The organism is Pseudomonas sp. GOM6 (assembly GCF_029537485.1).
Lineage (GTDB): Bacteria > Pseudomonadota > Gammaproteobacteria > Pseudomonadales > Pseudomonadaceae > Aquipseudomonas.
On record NZ_JARPUS010000005.1, the window covers coordinates 193,200 to 206,660 of the forward strand.

Annotated in this window: 17 protein-coding genes; 10 read left to right on the forward strand and 7 right to left on the reverse strand. The window is 57.3% G+C overall.

Features of this window, described 5'->3' with window-relative positions; translation table 11 throughout:
- Positions 1 to 85: 85 nt before the first annotated feature.
- The 4 genes from P7A97_RS08325 (at position 86) to P7A97_RS08340 (ending at position 3,551) form a co-directional block, all read left to right on the forward strand.
- Positions 86 to 2,092 (forward strand): hypothetical protein, encoded by a 2,007-nt coding sequence (locus P7A97_RS08325; RefSeq protein ID WP_277689465.1) that lies wholly within the window; start codon positions 86 to 88, stop codon positions 2,090 to 2,092.
- Positions 2,093 to 2,109: 17 nt separating this feature from the next.
- Positions 2,110 to 2,664: a hypothetical protein gene (locus P7A97_RS08330; RefSeq protein ID WP_277689466.1), complete on the forward strand. Its 555-nt coding sequence runs from the start codon at positions 2,110 to 2,112 to the stop codon at positions 2,662 to 2,664.
- A 73-nt stretch (positions 2,665 to 2,737) separates the two neighbouring features.
- The gene (locus P7A97_RS08335) at positions 2,738 to 2,875 is read left to right on the forward strand and encodes a hypothetical protein (protein ID WP_277689467.1); all 138 of its coding nucleotides are present in this window, start codon (positions 2,738 to 2,740) and stop codon (positions 2,873 to 2,875) included.
- Between the two features lie 415 nt (positions 2,876 to 3,290).
- Positions 3,291 to 3,551 carry a hypothetical protein gene (locus tag P7A97_RS08340; protein ID WP_277689468.1) on the forward strand — a complete coding sequence of 87 codons (261 nt, stop codon included), beginning with the start codon at positions 3,291 to 3,293 and terminating at the stop codon, positions 3,549 to 3,551.
- A gap of 360 nt (positions 3,552 to 3,911) precedes the next feature.
- Here P7A97_RS08340 and P7A97_RS08345 read toward each other — a convergent pair whose 3' ends face one another.
- From P7A97_RS08345 to P7A97_RS08355, 3 genes are read right to left on the reverse strand one after another with little or no spacing between them, the layout of a single operon-like run.
- Positions 3,912 to 4,406 carry a hypothetical protein gene (locus tag P7A97_RS08345; protein ID WP_277689469.1) on the reverse strand — a complete coding sequence of 165 codons (495 nt, stop codon included), beginning with the start codon at positions 4,404 to 4,406 and terminating at the stop codon, positions 3,912 to 3,914.
- A gap of 16 nt (positions 4,407 to 4,422) precedes the next feature.
- Positions 4,423 to 4,917: a hypothetical protein gene (locus tag P7A97_RS08350; RefSeq protein WP_277689470.1), complete on the reverse strand. Its 495-nt coding sequence runs from the start codon at positions 4,915 to 4,917 to the stop codon at positions 4,423 to 4,425.
- Between the two features lie 13 nt (positions 4,918 to 4,930).
- Entirely contained in the window at positions 4,931 to 5,308 is a 378-nt protein-coding gene (locus tag P7A97_RS08355; protein ID WP_277689471.1) for a hypothetical protein, read from the reverse strand.
- A gap of 681 nt (positions 5,309 to 5,989) precedes the next feature.
- Here P7A97_RS08355 and P7A97_RS08360 point away from each other — a divergent pair.
- The 6 genes from P7A97_RS08360 (at position 5,990) to P7A97_RS08385 (ending at position 9,382) form a co-directional block, all read left to right on the forward strand.
- Positions 5,990 to 6,259 (forward strand): hypothetical protein, encoded by a 270-nt coding sequence (locus P7A97_RS08360; protein WP_277689472.1) that lies wholly within the window; start codon positions 5,990 to 5,992, stop codon positions 6,257 to 6,259.
- Positions 6,256 to 6,459, forward strand: coding sequence for an exodeoxyribonuclease VII small subunit (locus P7A97_RS08365; RefSeq protein WP_277689473.1), 204 nt, complete (start codon positions 6,256 to 6,258; stop codon positions 6,457 to 6,459). The genes P7A97_RS08360 and P7A97_RS08365 overlap by 4 nt, the downstream gene beginning before the upstream one ends.
- On the forward strand, positions 6,459 to 7,985 hold the full coding sequence (gene xseA / locus P7A97_RS08370; protein ID WP_277689474.1) for an exodeoxyribonuclease VII large subunit: 1,527 nt from the start codon (positions 6,459 to 6,461) through the stop codon (positions 7,983 to 7,985). The genes P7A97_RS08365 and xseA overlap by 1 nt, the downstream gene beginning before the upstream one ends.
- A gap of 452 nt (positions 7,986 to 8,437) precedes the next feature.
- Entirely contained in the window at positions 8,438 to 8,752 is a 315-nt protein-coding gene (locus tag P7A97_RS08375; RefSeq protein ID WP_277689475.1) for a hypothetical protein, read from the forward strand.
- A complete protein-coding gene (locus P7A97_RS08380; RefSeq protein ID WP_277689476.1) occupies positions 8,749 to 8,883 on the forward strand; it encodes a hypothetical protein in 135 nt (44 codons plus the stop codon). The genes P7A97_RS08375 and P7A97_RS08380 overlap by 4 nt, the downstream gene beginning before the upstream one ends.
- A gap of 106 nt (positions 8,884 to 8,989) precedes the next feature.
- Positions 8,990 to 9,382: a hypothetical protein gene (locus P7A97_RS08385; RefSeq protein ID WP_277689477.1), complete on the forward strand. Its 393-nt coding sequence runs from the start codon at positions 8,990 to 8,992 to the stop codon at positions 9,380 to 9,382.
- Between the two features lie 405 nt (positions 9,383 to 9,787).
- On the opposite strand, the gene P7A97_RS08390 is transcribed toward P7A97_RS08385, so the two are convergent.
- The 4 genes from P7A97_RS08390 to P7A97_RS08405 all read right to left on the reverse strand — a co-directional run bounded on the left by P7A97_RS08390 (position 9,788) and on the right by P7A97_RS08405 (position 13,367).
- Positions 9,788 to 11,305 (reverse strand): Ig-like domain-containing protein, encoded by a 1,518-nt coding sequence (locus P7A97_RS08390; protein ID WP_277689478.1) that lies wholly within the window; start codon positions 11,303 to 11,305, stop codon positions 9,788 to 9,790.
- Between the two features lie 570 nt (positions 11,306 to 11,875).
- Positions 11,876 to 12,073, reverse strand: a complete 198-nt coding sequence (locus P7A97_RS08395) for an ERCC4 domain-containing protein (protein WP_277689479.1) — start codon at positions 12,071 to 12,073, stop codon at positions 11,876 to 11,878.
- Positions 12,074 to 12,218: 145 nt separating this feature from the next.
- The gene (locus P7A97_RS08400; protein WP_277689480.1) at positions 12,219 to 12,767 is read right to left on the reverse strand and encodes a hypothetical protein; all 549 of its coding nucleotides are present in this window, start codon (positions 12,765 to 12,767) and stop codon (positions 12,219 to 12,221) included.
- Positions 12,768 to 12,869: 102 nt separating this feature from the next.
- Positions 12,870 to 13,367 (reverse strand): hypothetical protein, encoded by a 498-nt coding sequence (locus P7A97_RS08405; RefSeq protein ID WP_277689481.1) that lies wholly within the window; start codon positions 13,365 to 13,367, stop codon positions 12,870 to 12,872.
- Between the last annotated feature and the right edge of the window lie 94 nt (positions 13,368 to 13,461).

Below are 13,461 nucleotides of genomic sequence, written 5' to 3' on the forward strand. Positions count from 1 at the left end.
CTCCACAAGGTTTTAGTCAGTTCCTGCTTGAATCAGGCTGCGAATTTCTCCAGCCTGACTAAGTCCTATTCGTGAGCCCTCCAGCATGACTCAGAAGCACCTTTCCTCACCGCTCTCCTTTGCGGCAGCTATTCAGGCCTTAGGTCAGGACATCGTCATTACCGGGGAGGGCGTTGAGGCTGAGGCTGATCGACTGTTCGTCGCTAGGCGCTGGGCTGAGGCACGTGACCTTTACGCCACCCTTGAGATCGATGGTCCTGAGCGTCGTGAGAAGCTGGCGCTGTCCATGTTGAGCTCCGGTCAGACCCCAAGTACCAGCCTTATGCAGGCTGGTATCGATGCAGCTTCGGCCGGCGGCCTTGGCCTGCACATATACTGCCTGGCTTATGACATGAGGTCGGGGAGCTCAACGCCGGAAGGGCTCAAAGCCTTGATGGCAATTTACATGCGTGCAAAGGAGGTTGAAGCCAGTCGAGAAACTCGAATCATGATGATCGCGAGTTGTGCGTTTCTGGCCGCACGGCCTCATAGGCAGTCACCCGAGCTGGTCGAACTACACCTTGCGGCGTGCGCCGACCTTGAAGCTCTTGAATCTCTGCATGCACCATCTTTGAGAATTCTGCCGCTGCTGGATGCATATCGCCGTGAGGTTGAGGACCAGGCAGCCTGCGATTCCATAAGGGCCGAGATCAGGTTGCTCCTCGATCAGATCGCAATTCCTACCTCGCCGATGCTGGCTATCCCGTTCAAGGCCGCTCATGTCTTGGGTGACCATGAAATTATGCGTTCAGTTACAGAAACGCTCTGCACGCGCTTTGCCGCTGACACGTTCCTGGAGCCTACGGTTTCAAACGCGGCGATCATCTACAACGCACCGGAGATTCTGGAGCTACTCCCTGTTGAGCTGAAGCAAACCAGCCTCGACCGCCCAGAGATCCGCTTGCTTCTTGCTCTGCATCAAAAGGACTCGGATGCAGTTCTTGAGGCCGTCGATTACTTGGCAGAAGCAACCGATTATGAGCCGCTGTCCCTCGCCGGCTGCGTTGTGGAGCCTCTTCACAACTATCTGCTCCATGGTGAAGACACATACGGGTTTGGTGCTTGGAGCACCATTTACTGCTGGCAGGCAAATTTTTCGGACCTACTCGTAGAACGACTTCCCAGCGGCCCTGGCCGGAAAAAGCACCTCATGTCCGTGCTTACCTATGCGAGCAATTCACTGACCCCAGAGGTTTTGATGGAGTTGGCTCAACTCTTCAATGACGATCCGTCCTATGCCATCTACATCGAGTTGCCTACTGAGGCCTATGAACATATCGCGCCCCAGACCCTCGCTCGGTTCTTGGTGGAAACTGCCCGCCAGTCACCGGACGAGGAGTTGTACTTTTACGATGAAGACTGGGCGTGGGATCGGTATCTGTCTGAGCTACGGCATGCCCTGCAGTCGATCGAGCCAGAGGAGCGGGCAGGAATTGAGGCGGTGATCGAACGTTGGGGTGTTCCTGTTCATCCGACCCTCTCTCAACGCCTGGCTGGCGCGTCCTTACCGGACTCGGTACGCAATGCCATTGCTGCACTCGAAACCAGCCTGGACAGCCTTGCCCCGGCACAATTGCCCTACCTGCAGCACTGCTTAAGCAGGATTGCTGGCGCTGTGCCTGACCTGGTATCGCCAGCGGTCACCAGCGACGTGTCAGTTCAGGCTTTCAACGACCTGATATCACCTAGCGTTCTGACCAAGGTTGGTGAGGATCGACTCCGGAAGTTGGCCAAGCGGTATGGCGCCGCCGGCGTTCTGCGAGGAATTGAGGCCCTGATGACTATGCCGGGGTTTGACAGCAAGGCAGACGGGTCCATTGATGCCCTGTCACGAAAGCTGGTCGAGCTCCAGGGCAGCCTACAGAATCGCCGTGCTTACCTGGCCGCGGTTCTCCGTAATCGGCTGCCGAAGCTGAACACTCATTGGTTGGACAAGCAGGTGGTCGAGGCAATGAGGCGCGGGGTCGACATCGAGCAGATGATCGATCTTGCCAAGGTGGTTACCAGCTGGGACATGTGGTCCGATGGTATCGAGGATTTGCAGCCGTATTGAGGCCGGGGAGCTGAAGGATGAAACGCATCGAAAGGGACTTTATCGCCCTGTTTAACTGCCTCTGGTTCCAGGACTTCCCTGTAACGGTTGAGGATCAGCTGGCGAGTCGATCGGACTGGACGATTCACCTCGGCTCCGTCGTCAGGCAATGCGCGAGTTTGCTGGGCGCCCGTGCGTTGTTCGAGCACGGTGAACGGACAGACGCTGCACTGCGTTACCCCAGTGGTGAGTACCTCACGTTCGTTGAGTGGGAGTGGGAGCTTGCCAACAGTGGAATCAACGAATTCGGCAAGCTCAGAAGAAGCTCTGACCGGGCCGTTTTCCAAACCTTTGTGGGGTACAGCAAGGTCAATGAGGTTGAGGGCACCCTGGAGAAAATCCAGGCAGAGTGGCAGCAGTGCTCTAAGCCGCTGCTGGTGTTCCTGATCACCTTCGAACTGTTTGGCGGAAATCGCTGCTTCGAGTCCCTCGATACCTACATTTTCTCCAAGGGGAAGTACCGCCGAGAGCGACGGCAGCCGGCGCTTCCATGGAATATCAACCGCAGGCAGTTCAACTCCGAGGATGACTAATCCGGCCAGAGCGAGTTGCATCTGGCGAAGTCGATGGGAATCTGGTCCTGAAACTAGCACCAGGGTGAGCCCTATGAGTCATGAATCCACTGTGAACGTACCCGGCTATGGCGAGAACGAAACACTTCGCGATCGATACGACGTGTACGTCCAGTGCGCCACCAGCCTAGGGCAATCGGTCAAGTCGTTCGAAGAGTGGCTGGATTCGTAGCAAAAGGCGTGCGCAGCCCACCAGGGTGTTGAATGCTTGGTTGAGCGTGTAGCATCGCTCGAAAGCCCGCTGAGGGCGCGCATCTTGATAATAGCTCGGTGCACAGCACCAGCATGGGCATTGCCCATCAGGGGAGGCTTTGTGAGTACTTTTTCATCGTTTGTTAAGACTGTCAGTAAGCGCTACCCGAAGGTTGACTTCGCAATTCGGATGGCCGGTTTCGTAGCCTGTTCCTTACTGATCGCCAGAGCGTTCCAAGGTCAAACGCATTGGGCGTTTGGTGCTATTGGTGGAGTAGTCATCATCCTCCAGCTGCTGATGTATTACTTCTGGCGAGACGACCGAAACCAGACTGGCGTCAATTGAGCAGGCGGCGGCCCAAGTGTTGCTCAGAGAGCGAGCCCAAGGAAGAACCATGTCCACCGACACTTTTTACTTTGCGATTCATCCATCCGGTGACCGCTCTACCATCCAGGTAATAGATCTGGCGTATGCAGTTGCGTATGAGCGCTCTGATTGGATGGCGGTCAACGGTGAGGACTTTACAGACCGAGACGAAGCCATTTTTCACGCCAAGGCCTTGGCCAAGAAATATGGCCTTCAGTACCTGCCTTTCTCCTCGCGCTATGACAAAGAGTTGAGTGAGCCGTCTCACCTCAATCTGAATCTCGACTAAGGCGCAGGCCGACTGTATGACCAGGTTCCAGAGTGCTAAAGAATTCGCTCAGCTACACCTTCGAGTGTTGGCTGCTGAGCTAAGGATGTGGCAGCGAGGCGGGCAGCTGCCGGCGGACGGGAAGTTCCGGGAGCTGGCATCTCTTTGCGAGGAGGGGGCTGCTGGGGACGAATACCAGGTCGCTGAGCAAATCGTCGTTCGCTGTGCCTTGGACCGGGTGATGGCTTGTTCCAGCGTGGATTTTGATGCGCTCTGGTCTCAGCACGGAATTGACGGTGAGTCGTACGACGTTGCTCGCCAGTGGCTGGACATCGGCCTGACGGCTCAGGTTGGTTAGTCCGGCCGAGGGCCTATGAACGCCTAAACCACCCCGCCCGAGGCGAGTCTTCGTGCAATCGAGTACAGCGCTTGGCGCTCCAGTTCCGAATCGGACTCATGCTGGAAGTCGCGCCATTCCCCCATGACTGCCTCGGCCTCAGGGTGCTTTTGAACCAGGGCCGGCCAGTGATTTCCTCCTGCTTTGACCACTGCGGTGATAGACCTGCCAGTTGCATAGAGAAGGCCCCAGCGCGTTGGTAGCTCTTCTGGTCGAATAAGCCCCTCAGGGCAAAGGTAGAAGCGGTAAACACCGATTCCGCCGACGTGACGCTCCGGTTTTCGCTGATCGGCCAGGAAGTCCGCTCTACTGACCTTCACCTCGATCATGGCGGAGCAGCTGCTGCGGAAACCCAACACATCCGGGCGCTCGCGCAAGCCCAGACTGGTCAGCTCTGTGGTCACCACACCGAATCCATTCTTCTTGAGCCAAGCGGCCCCTTTTTTTGTCAGCGCTGCGTGATCGGCGGAGACTGCCATCGAATCCAACCCTCGATCAGTGGGGCAGCATGCTGGAGCCATAAAGGGCATTCCAGGCCAGCAGCGCGGCTGCCGGATCATCAAGAGCCTGGCTGACCATCTCGGCCGCGCTCTGCCCAGTTCGGCCGCTCACCGCCTGGCCAAGGATAAGCAGCTTGCCCCCTATGCCAGCCTGGCTAGCAAGGGTCGCGTACTCGTACTCTTTGGCATGCCCGAACGTTGCGACACCGCTGAAGCTCTCGATGAGCATCGCGATTACCTGGTGCTCGTTCTCAGGTACCAGAATGGTCTCTCCGTCGAAGAACACCTTGGGTGTCTGGCAGCACGCCTCCATTGCTTCCATGTACTTCTCCGGTGGGATGGCCACAACGGCAGAAGGGAAAGCGGGGAAGTCGTTGCCGCAGCTGGTCGGTATGTCCTCCAGTCGCGGCGCCGGGCCGCTGATTGGCTGAATGTGCTCGACCTGACAACGGCTGCAGAAGTACTTGAAGTGGGTAGGGCCAGTGGACATGGAGTGCTCCGGACTAAGGCTGAGTGGTTTCGACCAGGGAATAACCCTCGTTCGGCCCGCAAAGGATGAAGGAGACGCCCCAGTACAGATGGCTCTGGATCAAGCTCTTCAGAACCCGATACTGCAGATGGTTGTCCTGTTGAAACTGTGCTGATCCAGGATGTGAATCAGGAAGCCAGTACTCCGGGCCGAAGCTGGCAAAGCTACTTCTGGCAGTCCGGATCAGACGATCAACCAGCTCCTCTTCTGCGAAGGTAAAGGTGAAGTGGATGTGGTCGTCACCTGCCTGGATCGGCTCGGCGCGAGCCTCAAATGAGGATCCAATCCCCAGGGCCTCGAAGGTTGAAAGAAGGTTCTTCTGCAGGGAATTCAGTCGGTCTGCCTGGCACATGTGCCTCACCTGTTGCTGGGCGTATTTGGAGTGGCTGTCAGGTTCCCATGGCACGGACCACCATTGGGACGGGTTTGACCCAGAAATGGGGGCAGACTTGGAGCCCCGCCGGCGGCACATACAGGGATGATTGCCAGAAGCGGCATGTGTCCGCGCTGGATAGGGGCCAACTGGAGATGCCAACCTTTGCCGAAACGGATGAGCAGCTACTTGAGTTGCTTGCTGGTGCTGAGCATTTCGGTATCAGCCGTGTACAGCGCCTAACCGGCCTCAACTTTCACAAAGCTGCAGGGCGGGTTGAGCTGCTGGCTTCAAAGGGGCTGATCCGCCCTGTTGAAGGTGCGCCATGGAAGTACTTGGTGGTAGAGATACTGCCGTGTGCCGGGGGTGACAGGGGTTGAGCTCTGGTAACAACTGGCAAGATCGCTGTGGCGTCCTGAAGGTCGTTCAAACAGACCGATACGGGTGCGGGATTGCATGCCTTGCTATGGTCACGGGTACCGCCTACGAGGAAGCGCGTGAGCGCTTCAACGAATATGGACTCGGGGTTCGGCGCAAATGTCGGCCTGCCTACTCAACCACGAGCAGTGAAATGGCTGGCGCGGTGGCCCGCACCGGCCTGCTGGTGCAGACCAGGCGATGGCGAGGGTGGACAGTCTCCATGGTCTGGGGATCCTCAAGGTGCGCGACGACTGGCGCGGAATGAAAGGCAAGTGGCATTGGGTCGTTGCGTTCAGGCACCAGGAGTTCGGCGTAGTCGTTTTCGATCCACACGAAACAGCGCCATGCTTCGAAAATATGCCTTTGGACGAGCTCTGCATTGACTTCAGGTTCTACGAGCCCAAGGGCGAGTGGCTCCAGGTTGAGCAGAGTTTCCCGCTGGAGTACAGCGGTACCGCGGGTGGCGCCAAGGGAAGATCTAACGTAGCGAACGAGGAGAAGACACTTTGACTGAGCGCACTACCTACCAGCAAAACATGGAGTTCATCGAGCAGACCGTTAAGCGCCTTGAGCAGAACGAAGTCGGCATCGATGAACTGGAAACACTGGCAACGGAGTTTTCCCAGGCCGTGAAGTTTTGCGGGGACCGAATCACCCGTATCGAGGGCGTGCTGCAGCAAACTCTGCAGGGCGATCGGGCGGGTAGCTGATGAGCGCGGCTGGGCAGCCTCAACATCAGACACTGAGCCGGTATCTCGCCACCTGTGAGGCAGCGATCAAGCGCGTGCTTCCAGAGTCGGCCTGGTGCGTGGCCGAGTTGTCCTCGTTTAGCCTCAAGCCAAACGGCACGGTCTTCATGGACTTGGTTGAGTCTGTGGACGGGAAAGAGGTGGCCAAAGCGGCTAGCTGCGTGATGTTTGCCAACGTGGCCAAGAACGTCCTCGCTCAATGGAAGTCCGTCGCCGGCGGCTTGCCAGAGGCCGGCATGAAGGTGCTGGTCAAGGTAAGGCCTGATTTCTCCACTCAGTATGGGTTCAGGCTTCATGTCGGCGGGATTGACCCCAGCTACACCCTGGGCGACATGCAGGCGAAGATCCAGGAGATCATCGGCCGGCTGAAAGAGCAGCAGCTGTTCGACAAGCAGCGAGTCCTATCTGGACCCTCTGGATTCTGGCGCGTAGGCGTTGTCTCACCTCACGAGGCGGCCGGCCTTGCTGACTTCCGTCAGGATGCGGACAAGCTCGAATCCGCTGCTGTTTGCTCCTTCGAATACTTCACCGCCACCTTCCAGGGGGAGGTGAGCTCCCAGAGCATTCGTGATGCCCTGAGAGCCCTCTACGAGCGCCACCAGATCGAGCCATTTGACGTTGTCTGCGTGATCCGCGGCGGCGGGGCCAAGACCGATCTTGCCTGGCTGAATGACTTCGAGCTCGCCCGTTGGATTTGCAGAATCCCCATTCCGGTCTTCACCGGCATCGGGCACCAGGTGGATGAGACCATCCTGGATCTGGTCGCTCACAGGCGCTTTGATACCCCGTCCAAGGTGATTGGCCACATCAAGGCCACGCTCAGTCATGAGGCTTCTAGTTTCCGTTCGAGCGTGGAAGCGGTGACCAATCAAATGCTGCGGCTTGTGTCGGTTCAGGCCCCTGCAGTCGACCGGCTCAATGCCCGGTTCGGCGCCGGTGCGCAGCGGATGCTTCATGTCCACCGGACCAGATGTGAACGGGCAGGCGCCTTGTTCTCCAGGCTGGCTACCAAGAGTGTCGCCGAACACCGTGAATGGCTGCAGTGGGTGCCAGAGGCATTCTTACGTTACTCATCCGCCGGCATTGGTGAAGAGAAAAGGGCCTGCGATCGCGCCGCCAGCGATTTCTCTCGGTTGGTCACGAGAAAGGCTGGGGAAGGGCGGGAGCGCCTCCGGCGTGCCCCTGAGGTTTTCGCCGGACATGCCAGCCGGCTTTGCGCGGCGCAGATTGCGGCGTTGCAGCTGGCCACAACCCAGGTCAGTAGCCGGGCACACGTGATTGTTGAGCGAGAGAAATCGCGATTGAGCACCGCCGACATGCTCTTCGAGAAGACCAACCCACTGACACTGTTAGGCAAGGGATTCGCGCTGGTGCGGGCGCCCGATGGCTCGATCGTTACCAGTGCTGACCAGGCTCGCAGGTCCGGTTCTCTTGATCTGGCATTTGCTGATGGCCACGTCGAAGCAACTGTAATCCCTCTGGACTGACTCTCCCATTCTGACTACGAAGGCGAGCCCTCCGTCCATGGTGTTCATGCTGAGGGTGATGGCATCATCTCGCCTGATGAGCTGGAAGATGGCGGCTTCGACTATGACAGCAGCGCCTTCGACAGTGACGCCGGCGGCTGTGATGGCCGTACTCTGGAGCAGACCTTGCTCGAAATTCTCAAGCCGGTGCTGGTCGTTCTCCCTGAGACTCCAGAGGATGCCGAAGACGAGTGATCGGCCTTGGTACAGTAGCCTCCTCATTTAGGATTTAGGCCGGAGTGACCTCCGGCCTGGCGGGGCGTGGAGCCGCAATCACCCAACCCACTACGTCCGTTCTGGACGCTGAAAGCTGCAACGTCTGCGTGTTATCGTTCGTGCATAAAGGCTCCTCAAAAGGCCCGTTCTTAAGGGCGGGGAGCCGTTGATACCGCTTGATCGAAAGGGGTGTATTGATGACGAACACAGCAGGCGCCCGAACACCATGGGGCATTGCTCAACGCTGTGAAGAAATGGCCCACGGAATCCTTCGCTACGAAACGGATTCTCACGGTGGCTACTGGCTCTCCCGAGACCGCCGCGATGTAGTCCTGGCCAGCCTAGGGTTCGAGAAGGAGTGGTGGGAGCAGGCCGATGAGGCCCGCCTTGTGGACTTCGTATTTGCTGAGGAGCTCGGCATCCTCAATCCCCACGAACCACTAAAGACCCTGGGCGAGCTCGTTAATGCCCTGCGGGCTGAATACGAAGCTCAGAAGGAGGCAGGTCGATGAGTAAGGTCCAGGCCTTTCTAGCTGAGAAAGACGCGCTCATCCTGGGCTTGAATGCTGAACCAATCCCCGCCAAGGTCATGTCCTGGCTTCAAGGGCAGGGCATTGTCGAGAAGCCTGTCCAGTCGCATTGAGCGTCTCGCCAAAGATTCACCCGAACTCTGCACCGGCGGCTTGCACTTCATGGCTTCCATGAGACGGTGGGTCCATCACCGAAACATGAACACCAGGGAGCCGCTCATGAGCGCAGCCACACACAACAAGCCGATGACTGTCCTGAAGGGCGGCCTGATCGACGAATACAACGCTGATGGTCAATACAACTACAGCGGGCACGTAGAGGCTCAGCTGCAGGCTTTGGAGAAGTTGAATGCGCCGGTGGCTGCCCCTCTGCGCGAGCGCTTCGATAAGCTTCGTGGCGGACGCTGGTCCGGTGAGGACCACGTCAACAAGGTCGCCAAGGACGTATCCGAGGCGCTGAACAAGTTGGCGCCGGATGGCCTGTACTTCGGTACGCCGCGCTACAACTCGAACATGGCCGGGTTCTGGCCGGCTGAATGGGAGCGGGCTGGCGGCCCAATGGATAGCGTTGCCCGCAGCCACGGCGCGTGTGTGATTGGCCATGCAGCCTAAGGTGCCCGCCATGCACGAGAAAGTGACTGCGTACCTGGCGGGGATTCTCTTTACGTGATCACTGGTAACCACTGCCGAGTGCTTACGGTTGATATGGCCTTGCTCGACGCGCTCTGTTGGGTGCGTCAGACAGTGTTCCCGGCGGACTTGGAGGCGGGTCTAATCGCTAATGGCGCTACTCCTGAGCAGGCTGAGGAAATAGCGTTCGCATTCAAGTTGACCCCTGATCGGGACATCCTCAAATTCTACGAGAGCTACGCCTATGCGCCGGGGAATGCTGAGTGGAAGGCACTCCTGGCGCGGGTAATACAGTCCAGGGTGAGCGAGTTTAGCCGCTACCCTGGAGCCTGATCGCGCCAGCAACTACTTCCCCCCCTGGAGCCTCTGATGGCCACGGCTGCAGGCTCAGGGGATTACCTTGATCTTGATTGTCTGCGGCATCCCTTCCAGCACTTTGAACTCCAGCGTCGCTCCGGGTGTGGGTGCGTCATTAACTGGGTTGACCGTTATAGAAACCGTTGCTGGGCTAGACCAGGCGCCGCTTGAGTCCTGTGCCCTATAGGTGAGGGATGTCGTGCCGTTCCAGTCGGCTGCTGGCTTAAACGAGAGGCTGGTCCCGACTATGGTTCCAGCACCAGCGCCGCCTGAAGGCTGAGCGACCACCTCAAACTTGGTTGGGGTGGGGGAGTCGATATCAGTGGCGCTGAGCGTGATCGTCGACGAAGTATCTTCTGCCATTGTCATCGATCGAGCAGCGACCACCGGTGCGTCGTTGACTGCTGAGACGGTTATGGTGACTTTCTGGGTGCCGGAGACGGCACCTTTGGAGTCCCGTACTCGATAGGTCAAGGTTGTCATCCCGTACCAGTTGGCCGCTGGTGTGAATCGCAAGATTGCACCGCTGATGGTTGCAGAGCCATGAGCTGCGTTTGGTGGGCTTACGATCTCCCATGTATGGCTGTCGCCCTCGTAGCTCAGATCCACGTCAGTCACGGTCAGCGTAATCTGGCCGGCCGTGTCCTCGGGTGTGGTCATCGTGCGGTCCGTGGTGCTCGGTGCGTCGTTGACCGCTGTGACGGTGAAGGTGACCGTGGCTGTGTTTGAAATTGCGCCCTTCGAATCGGTCGCCCGGTATTTGAGGGTAGTCTGCCCGTTCCAGTTCGCCGGCGGCGTGTAGGTGAGCTTGTTTCCACTGATTGAGGCTGATCCAGCGCCAGGGGATGAGACCAGGGCGAAGGTGTGCGAATCCCCCGCGTCGGGGTCAGTAGCGGTCAGGGTAATAGAAGTGCTGCTGTCTTCCTGAAGAGATGCTGAGCGGTTAGCTACTGCCGGCGCTGTATTAGGGGATTTTAAATAAGAGATTGTTCCGTCACTGAAGTTGGCTCTATATATTTCGCCATTAACAATTGCAATTGGGGCTACTGCCTGCGGCCGGTTAGTGCTTGAGGGAATAACTTGAGTGACTACCCCGTTGATAATTACGTTCGGAGGCGCCAGTGCCTCCATGTACCCTGGAATTTTTTCTGTTGTAAGTACGCCGTCAAAATTGGGACTTGAGCAAACTGTAAACGCGTAGTTTGTGGTGTGGTTTGATGGGCTTTGCTGGGTAGAGCGGGTAAAAGTGTACTTGCCAACAGTGGCAGTGGAATACAGTGGTGGGCTGCCAGTTATAGATGAAACGTGAGTATAAACTTTGTCCTGAATGACAATTGGGATGGTGAACCCGCTTACCGTCACGTAAACCTCGTTGTAAAAATAGCCGCCGGCCGACCAGCCGTCATTCAGAATTAAATAGCTGCCTGTGTCTGAGTATTTGCAGATGGCATAGGCCTGGGTCGTCGCAAGGCAGAGCCAGATGAGGGCGATCCGGAGTACCGTGATTGCGGGCTTCGAGGTTTTTGAGATGTGCATGCTGGCAGCCATTAGTTTCTTCGTCTCATTTGTATTGTCATGGCAGCAGGTGAAGAGCGATCTCCCTGGCTGCAAGAGCAATCTATTAGCGAAAAAACAAGCGCCACTGGCAGTTCGGTCCGCTTTAAGGGGCGGACCGGCCTGAAACCGACAAAATAATACTTTTTTCATACTAAAGAACTACACGCCCATATAGCTAAAATGAATGGGTCAGTGATTTCTAATATCGGGCTCTGTTGAAGATGCGTTCAGCCTTCTTTGGACCTAACCCGTGGATGGCCCTGAGATCCTCGATCGAAGCGTTTACGAAGGCATGTACCGAGCGGAAGTGGTTCAGGATCTTGATGGCTGTTGTAGGGCCGACGCCTGGTAGACCCTCGATAGCGAAAAGGGCTTCGCCGCGGCCGGGAGCAACCTTGCCACGTCGAAAGGCAACGTCGTACCCCAGCCCGTTCTGCGCATGCGTGCCCATGCGATACAGCAGGCCGGCCGCGGCAGCGTCTCCTTCACGTACATGACGTTGCAGCCGACGATGGCCACCAGGTAGGAGATTGCGCCGTCGATAGCTTCGCGTGAGATGGCTTATCTGGTGCCGTATACATCGCCCTTGATGAAGCCCTGGGCGGTCTTTCTTTCAACGGCTATATCGGCGCTGAGGACGTAATCGCCTGTTTCCAGTTCAACGACCTGCACCTTTGCCCCCATGGCCTTGAGGCGCTCCAGGATCCCAGAGCGGGATTCGCGCATGTCGGCAAGAATCGTCACGTCAGTTTCGGACATCTACGTTGCTCCGTGCATGTGCTGGGGGCGTAAATCCTTGATTTTGGTGGTGGGACTGGCCAGCACTGAGGAAAGTGCGAGGTATGCAGCTGCCCGTCGCCGGCATAAGACTCGATCACACCACGTCAACGGGACTCAAATTTTGTTATGCAAGGATTGGGTGCTCGTGCGGGTAGCGCTGAGTATGCATCGAAACAAGCCTTCCTACCTGTTCGGCTAGGTCGTTCTCATCCAGGACATCTGGTGAGCCCACCAGCATGGGCTTGAAAATGCGAGTATTGCGAGGAGCAACCCAGTCACAGATCAGGAAATGCAGGCCGCTAACCTGGTTAAGTGGGGGCATGATCTCCCATGTTTTAGTGTGACAGGCATACTCCAGAAGGAGCTGGTGAAGGGTAGGAATTTCTCTGAAGCGCTCTTCATTACTGCTCAGTCTGTCGAAACTGGATATACAGGATGTCAATGCGTCGACAGGTGAAACCCCTACTTGTCTGGGGCGGGTTTTCGGGTTGGTGCACGCACGATAACCCTCAATGGAGACTTGGGAGATCACACGGATGCCCTCTGTGGGGCTGATTGAGTACAGCCACAGAGGCGTTACGGTATTGCCTCCTCCGTCCACATGAAAATGGTGGCCTGCATTTTTGAGGGACTGCTCAAAACGGTTCTTTGCTGCCTTTTGAATATCGTCCAAGAGTCATAGTCCTTTCAGTTATGTGGGCGTGTTGGAAGTCACGCCTCACCCTCTCACGCCAACCCAGAATGCAACTGGTGGGCGTCCTAGGTCGGCCGGCGACTAGGGCGTTATGAGTCCGGCAAGTGGAAGGCCCTCTGTCAGCACCAGGGTGTATGTGCCGTGTGGATCCAGCATTTGGATTCCACTCTGTCCATCCGGCCCGACCAGGTCGGAGGGCATCACAACGCTGGTCTTGCCCCCACAATTTATGAGTGCGCCCGGAGTTGAGAGGAGGCGCCTATCGACCCATTTTGTCGGTACAGAAACATCACAGCGGCCTGCCAGGCGTTCGGCGAATGGCTTATTCGGGAAGCCTGGCACGGAGATAGGGAGCGTCACGGGGCCGTGCAAATCGTCGGCAGCCGTTCTGACCTCGAAGCTGATGGCAGTGCCGGCCGGGACGACCGCCTCCGCGGGGAAAGTTACTTCTGACCCGAGCTTGAGCTCATAAACTTTGCTGGCGCCCAGTCCTACCATCACCAGCAAAGCGCTTGCTGGCAGCATCTTTTTCCATATCGACATGCGTGCACCATCTCTGTTGGTTTGACCAATGGTCATGTGAATGTCCATGCGACCATTTTCACCCACCCTAATGCAATGCAAGGTGGTAAGAGTCTCTCTGGAGTGAAGGCCGTCGCCTTCCGTTGCATTA

Bases quoted from the DNA above. Each gene is read 5' to 3' on its own strand.
- P7A97_RS08325 (WP_277689465.1), top strand. From the start codon at position 86: ATGACTCAGAAGCACCTTTCCTCACCGCTCTCCTTTGCGGCAGCTATT.
- P7A97_RS08330 (WP_277689466.1), top strand. From the start codon at position 2,110: ATGAAACGCATCGAAAGGGACTTTATCGCCCTGTTTAACTGCCTCTGG.
- P7A97_RS08335 (WP_277689467.1), top strand. From the start codon at position 2,738: ATGAGTCATGAATCCACTGTGAACGTACCCGGCTATGGCGAGAACGAA.
- P7A97_RS08340 (WP_277689468.1), top strand. From the start codon at position 3,291: ATGTCCACCGACACTTTTTACTTTGCGATTCATCCATCCGGTGACCGC.
- P7A97_RS08345 (WP_277689469.1), bottom strand. From the start codon at position 4,406: ATGGCAGTCTCCGCCGATCACGCAGCGCTGACAAAAAAAGGGGCCGCT.
- P7A97_RS08350 (WP_277689470.1), bottom strand. From the start codon at position 4,917: ATGTCCACTGGCCCTACCCACTTCAAGTACTTCTGCAGCCGTTGTCAG.
- P7A97_RS08355 (WP_277689471.1), bottom strand. From the start codon at position 5,308: ATGTGCCAGGCAGACCGACTGAATTCCCTGCAGAAGAACCTTCTTTCA.
- xseA (WP_277689474.1), top strand. From the start codon at position 6,459: ATGAGCGCGGCTGGGCAGCCTCAACATCAGACACTGAGCCGGTATCTC.
- P7A97_RS08375 (WP_277689475.1), top strand. From the start codon at position 8,438: ATGACGAACACAGCAGGCGCCCGAACACCATGGGGCATTGCTCAACGC.
- P7A97_RS08380 (WP_277689476.1), top strand. From the start codon at position 8,749: ATGAGTAAGGTCCAGGCCTTTCTAGCTGAGAAAGACGCGCTCATCCTG.
- P7A97_RS08385 (WP_277689477.1), top strand. From the start codon at position 8,990: ATGAGCGCAGCCACACACAACAAGCCGATGACTGTCCTGAAGGGCGGC.
- P7A97_RS08390 (WP_277689478.1), bottom strand. From the start codon at position 11,305: ATGGCTGCCAGCATGCACATCTCAAAAACCTCGAAGCCCGCAATCACG.
- P7A97_RS08395 (WP_277689479.1), bottom strand. From the start codon at position 12,073: ATGTCCGAAACTGACGTGACGATTCTTGCCGACATGCGCGAATCCCGC.
- P7A97_RS08405 (WP_277689481.1), bottom strand. From the start codon at position 13,367: ATGACCATTGGTCAAACCAACAGAGATGGTGCACGCATGTCGATATGG.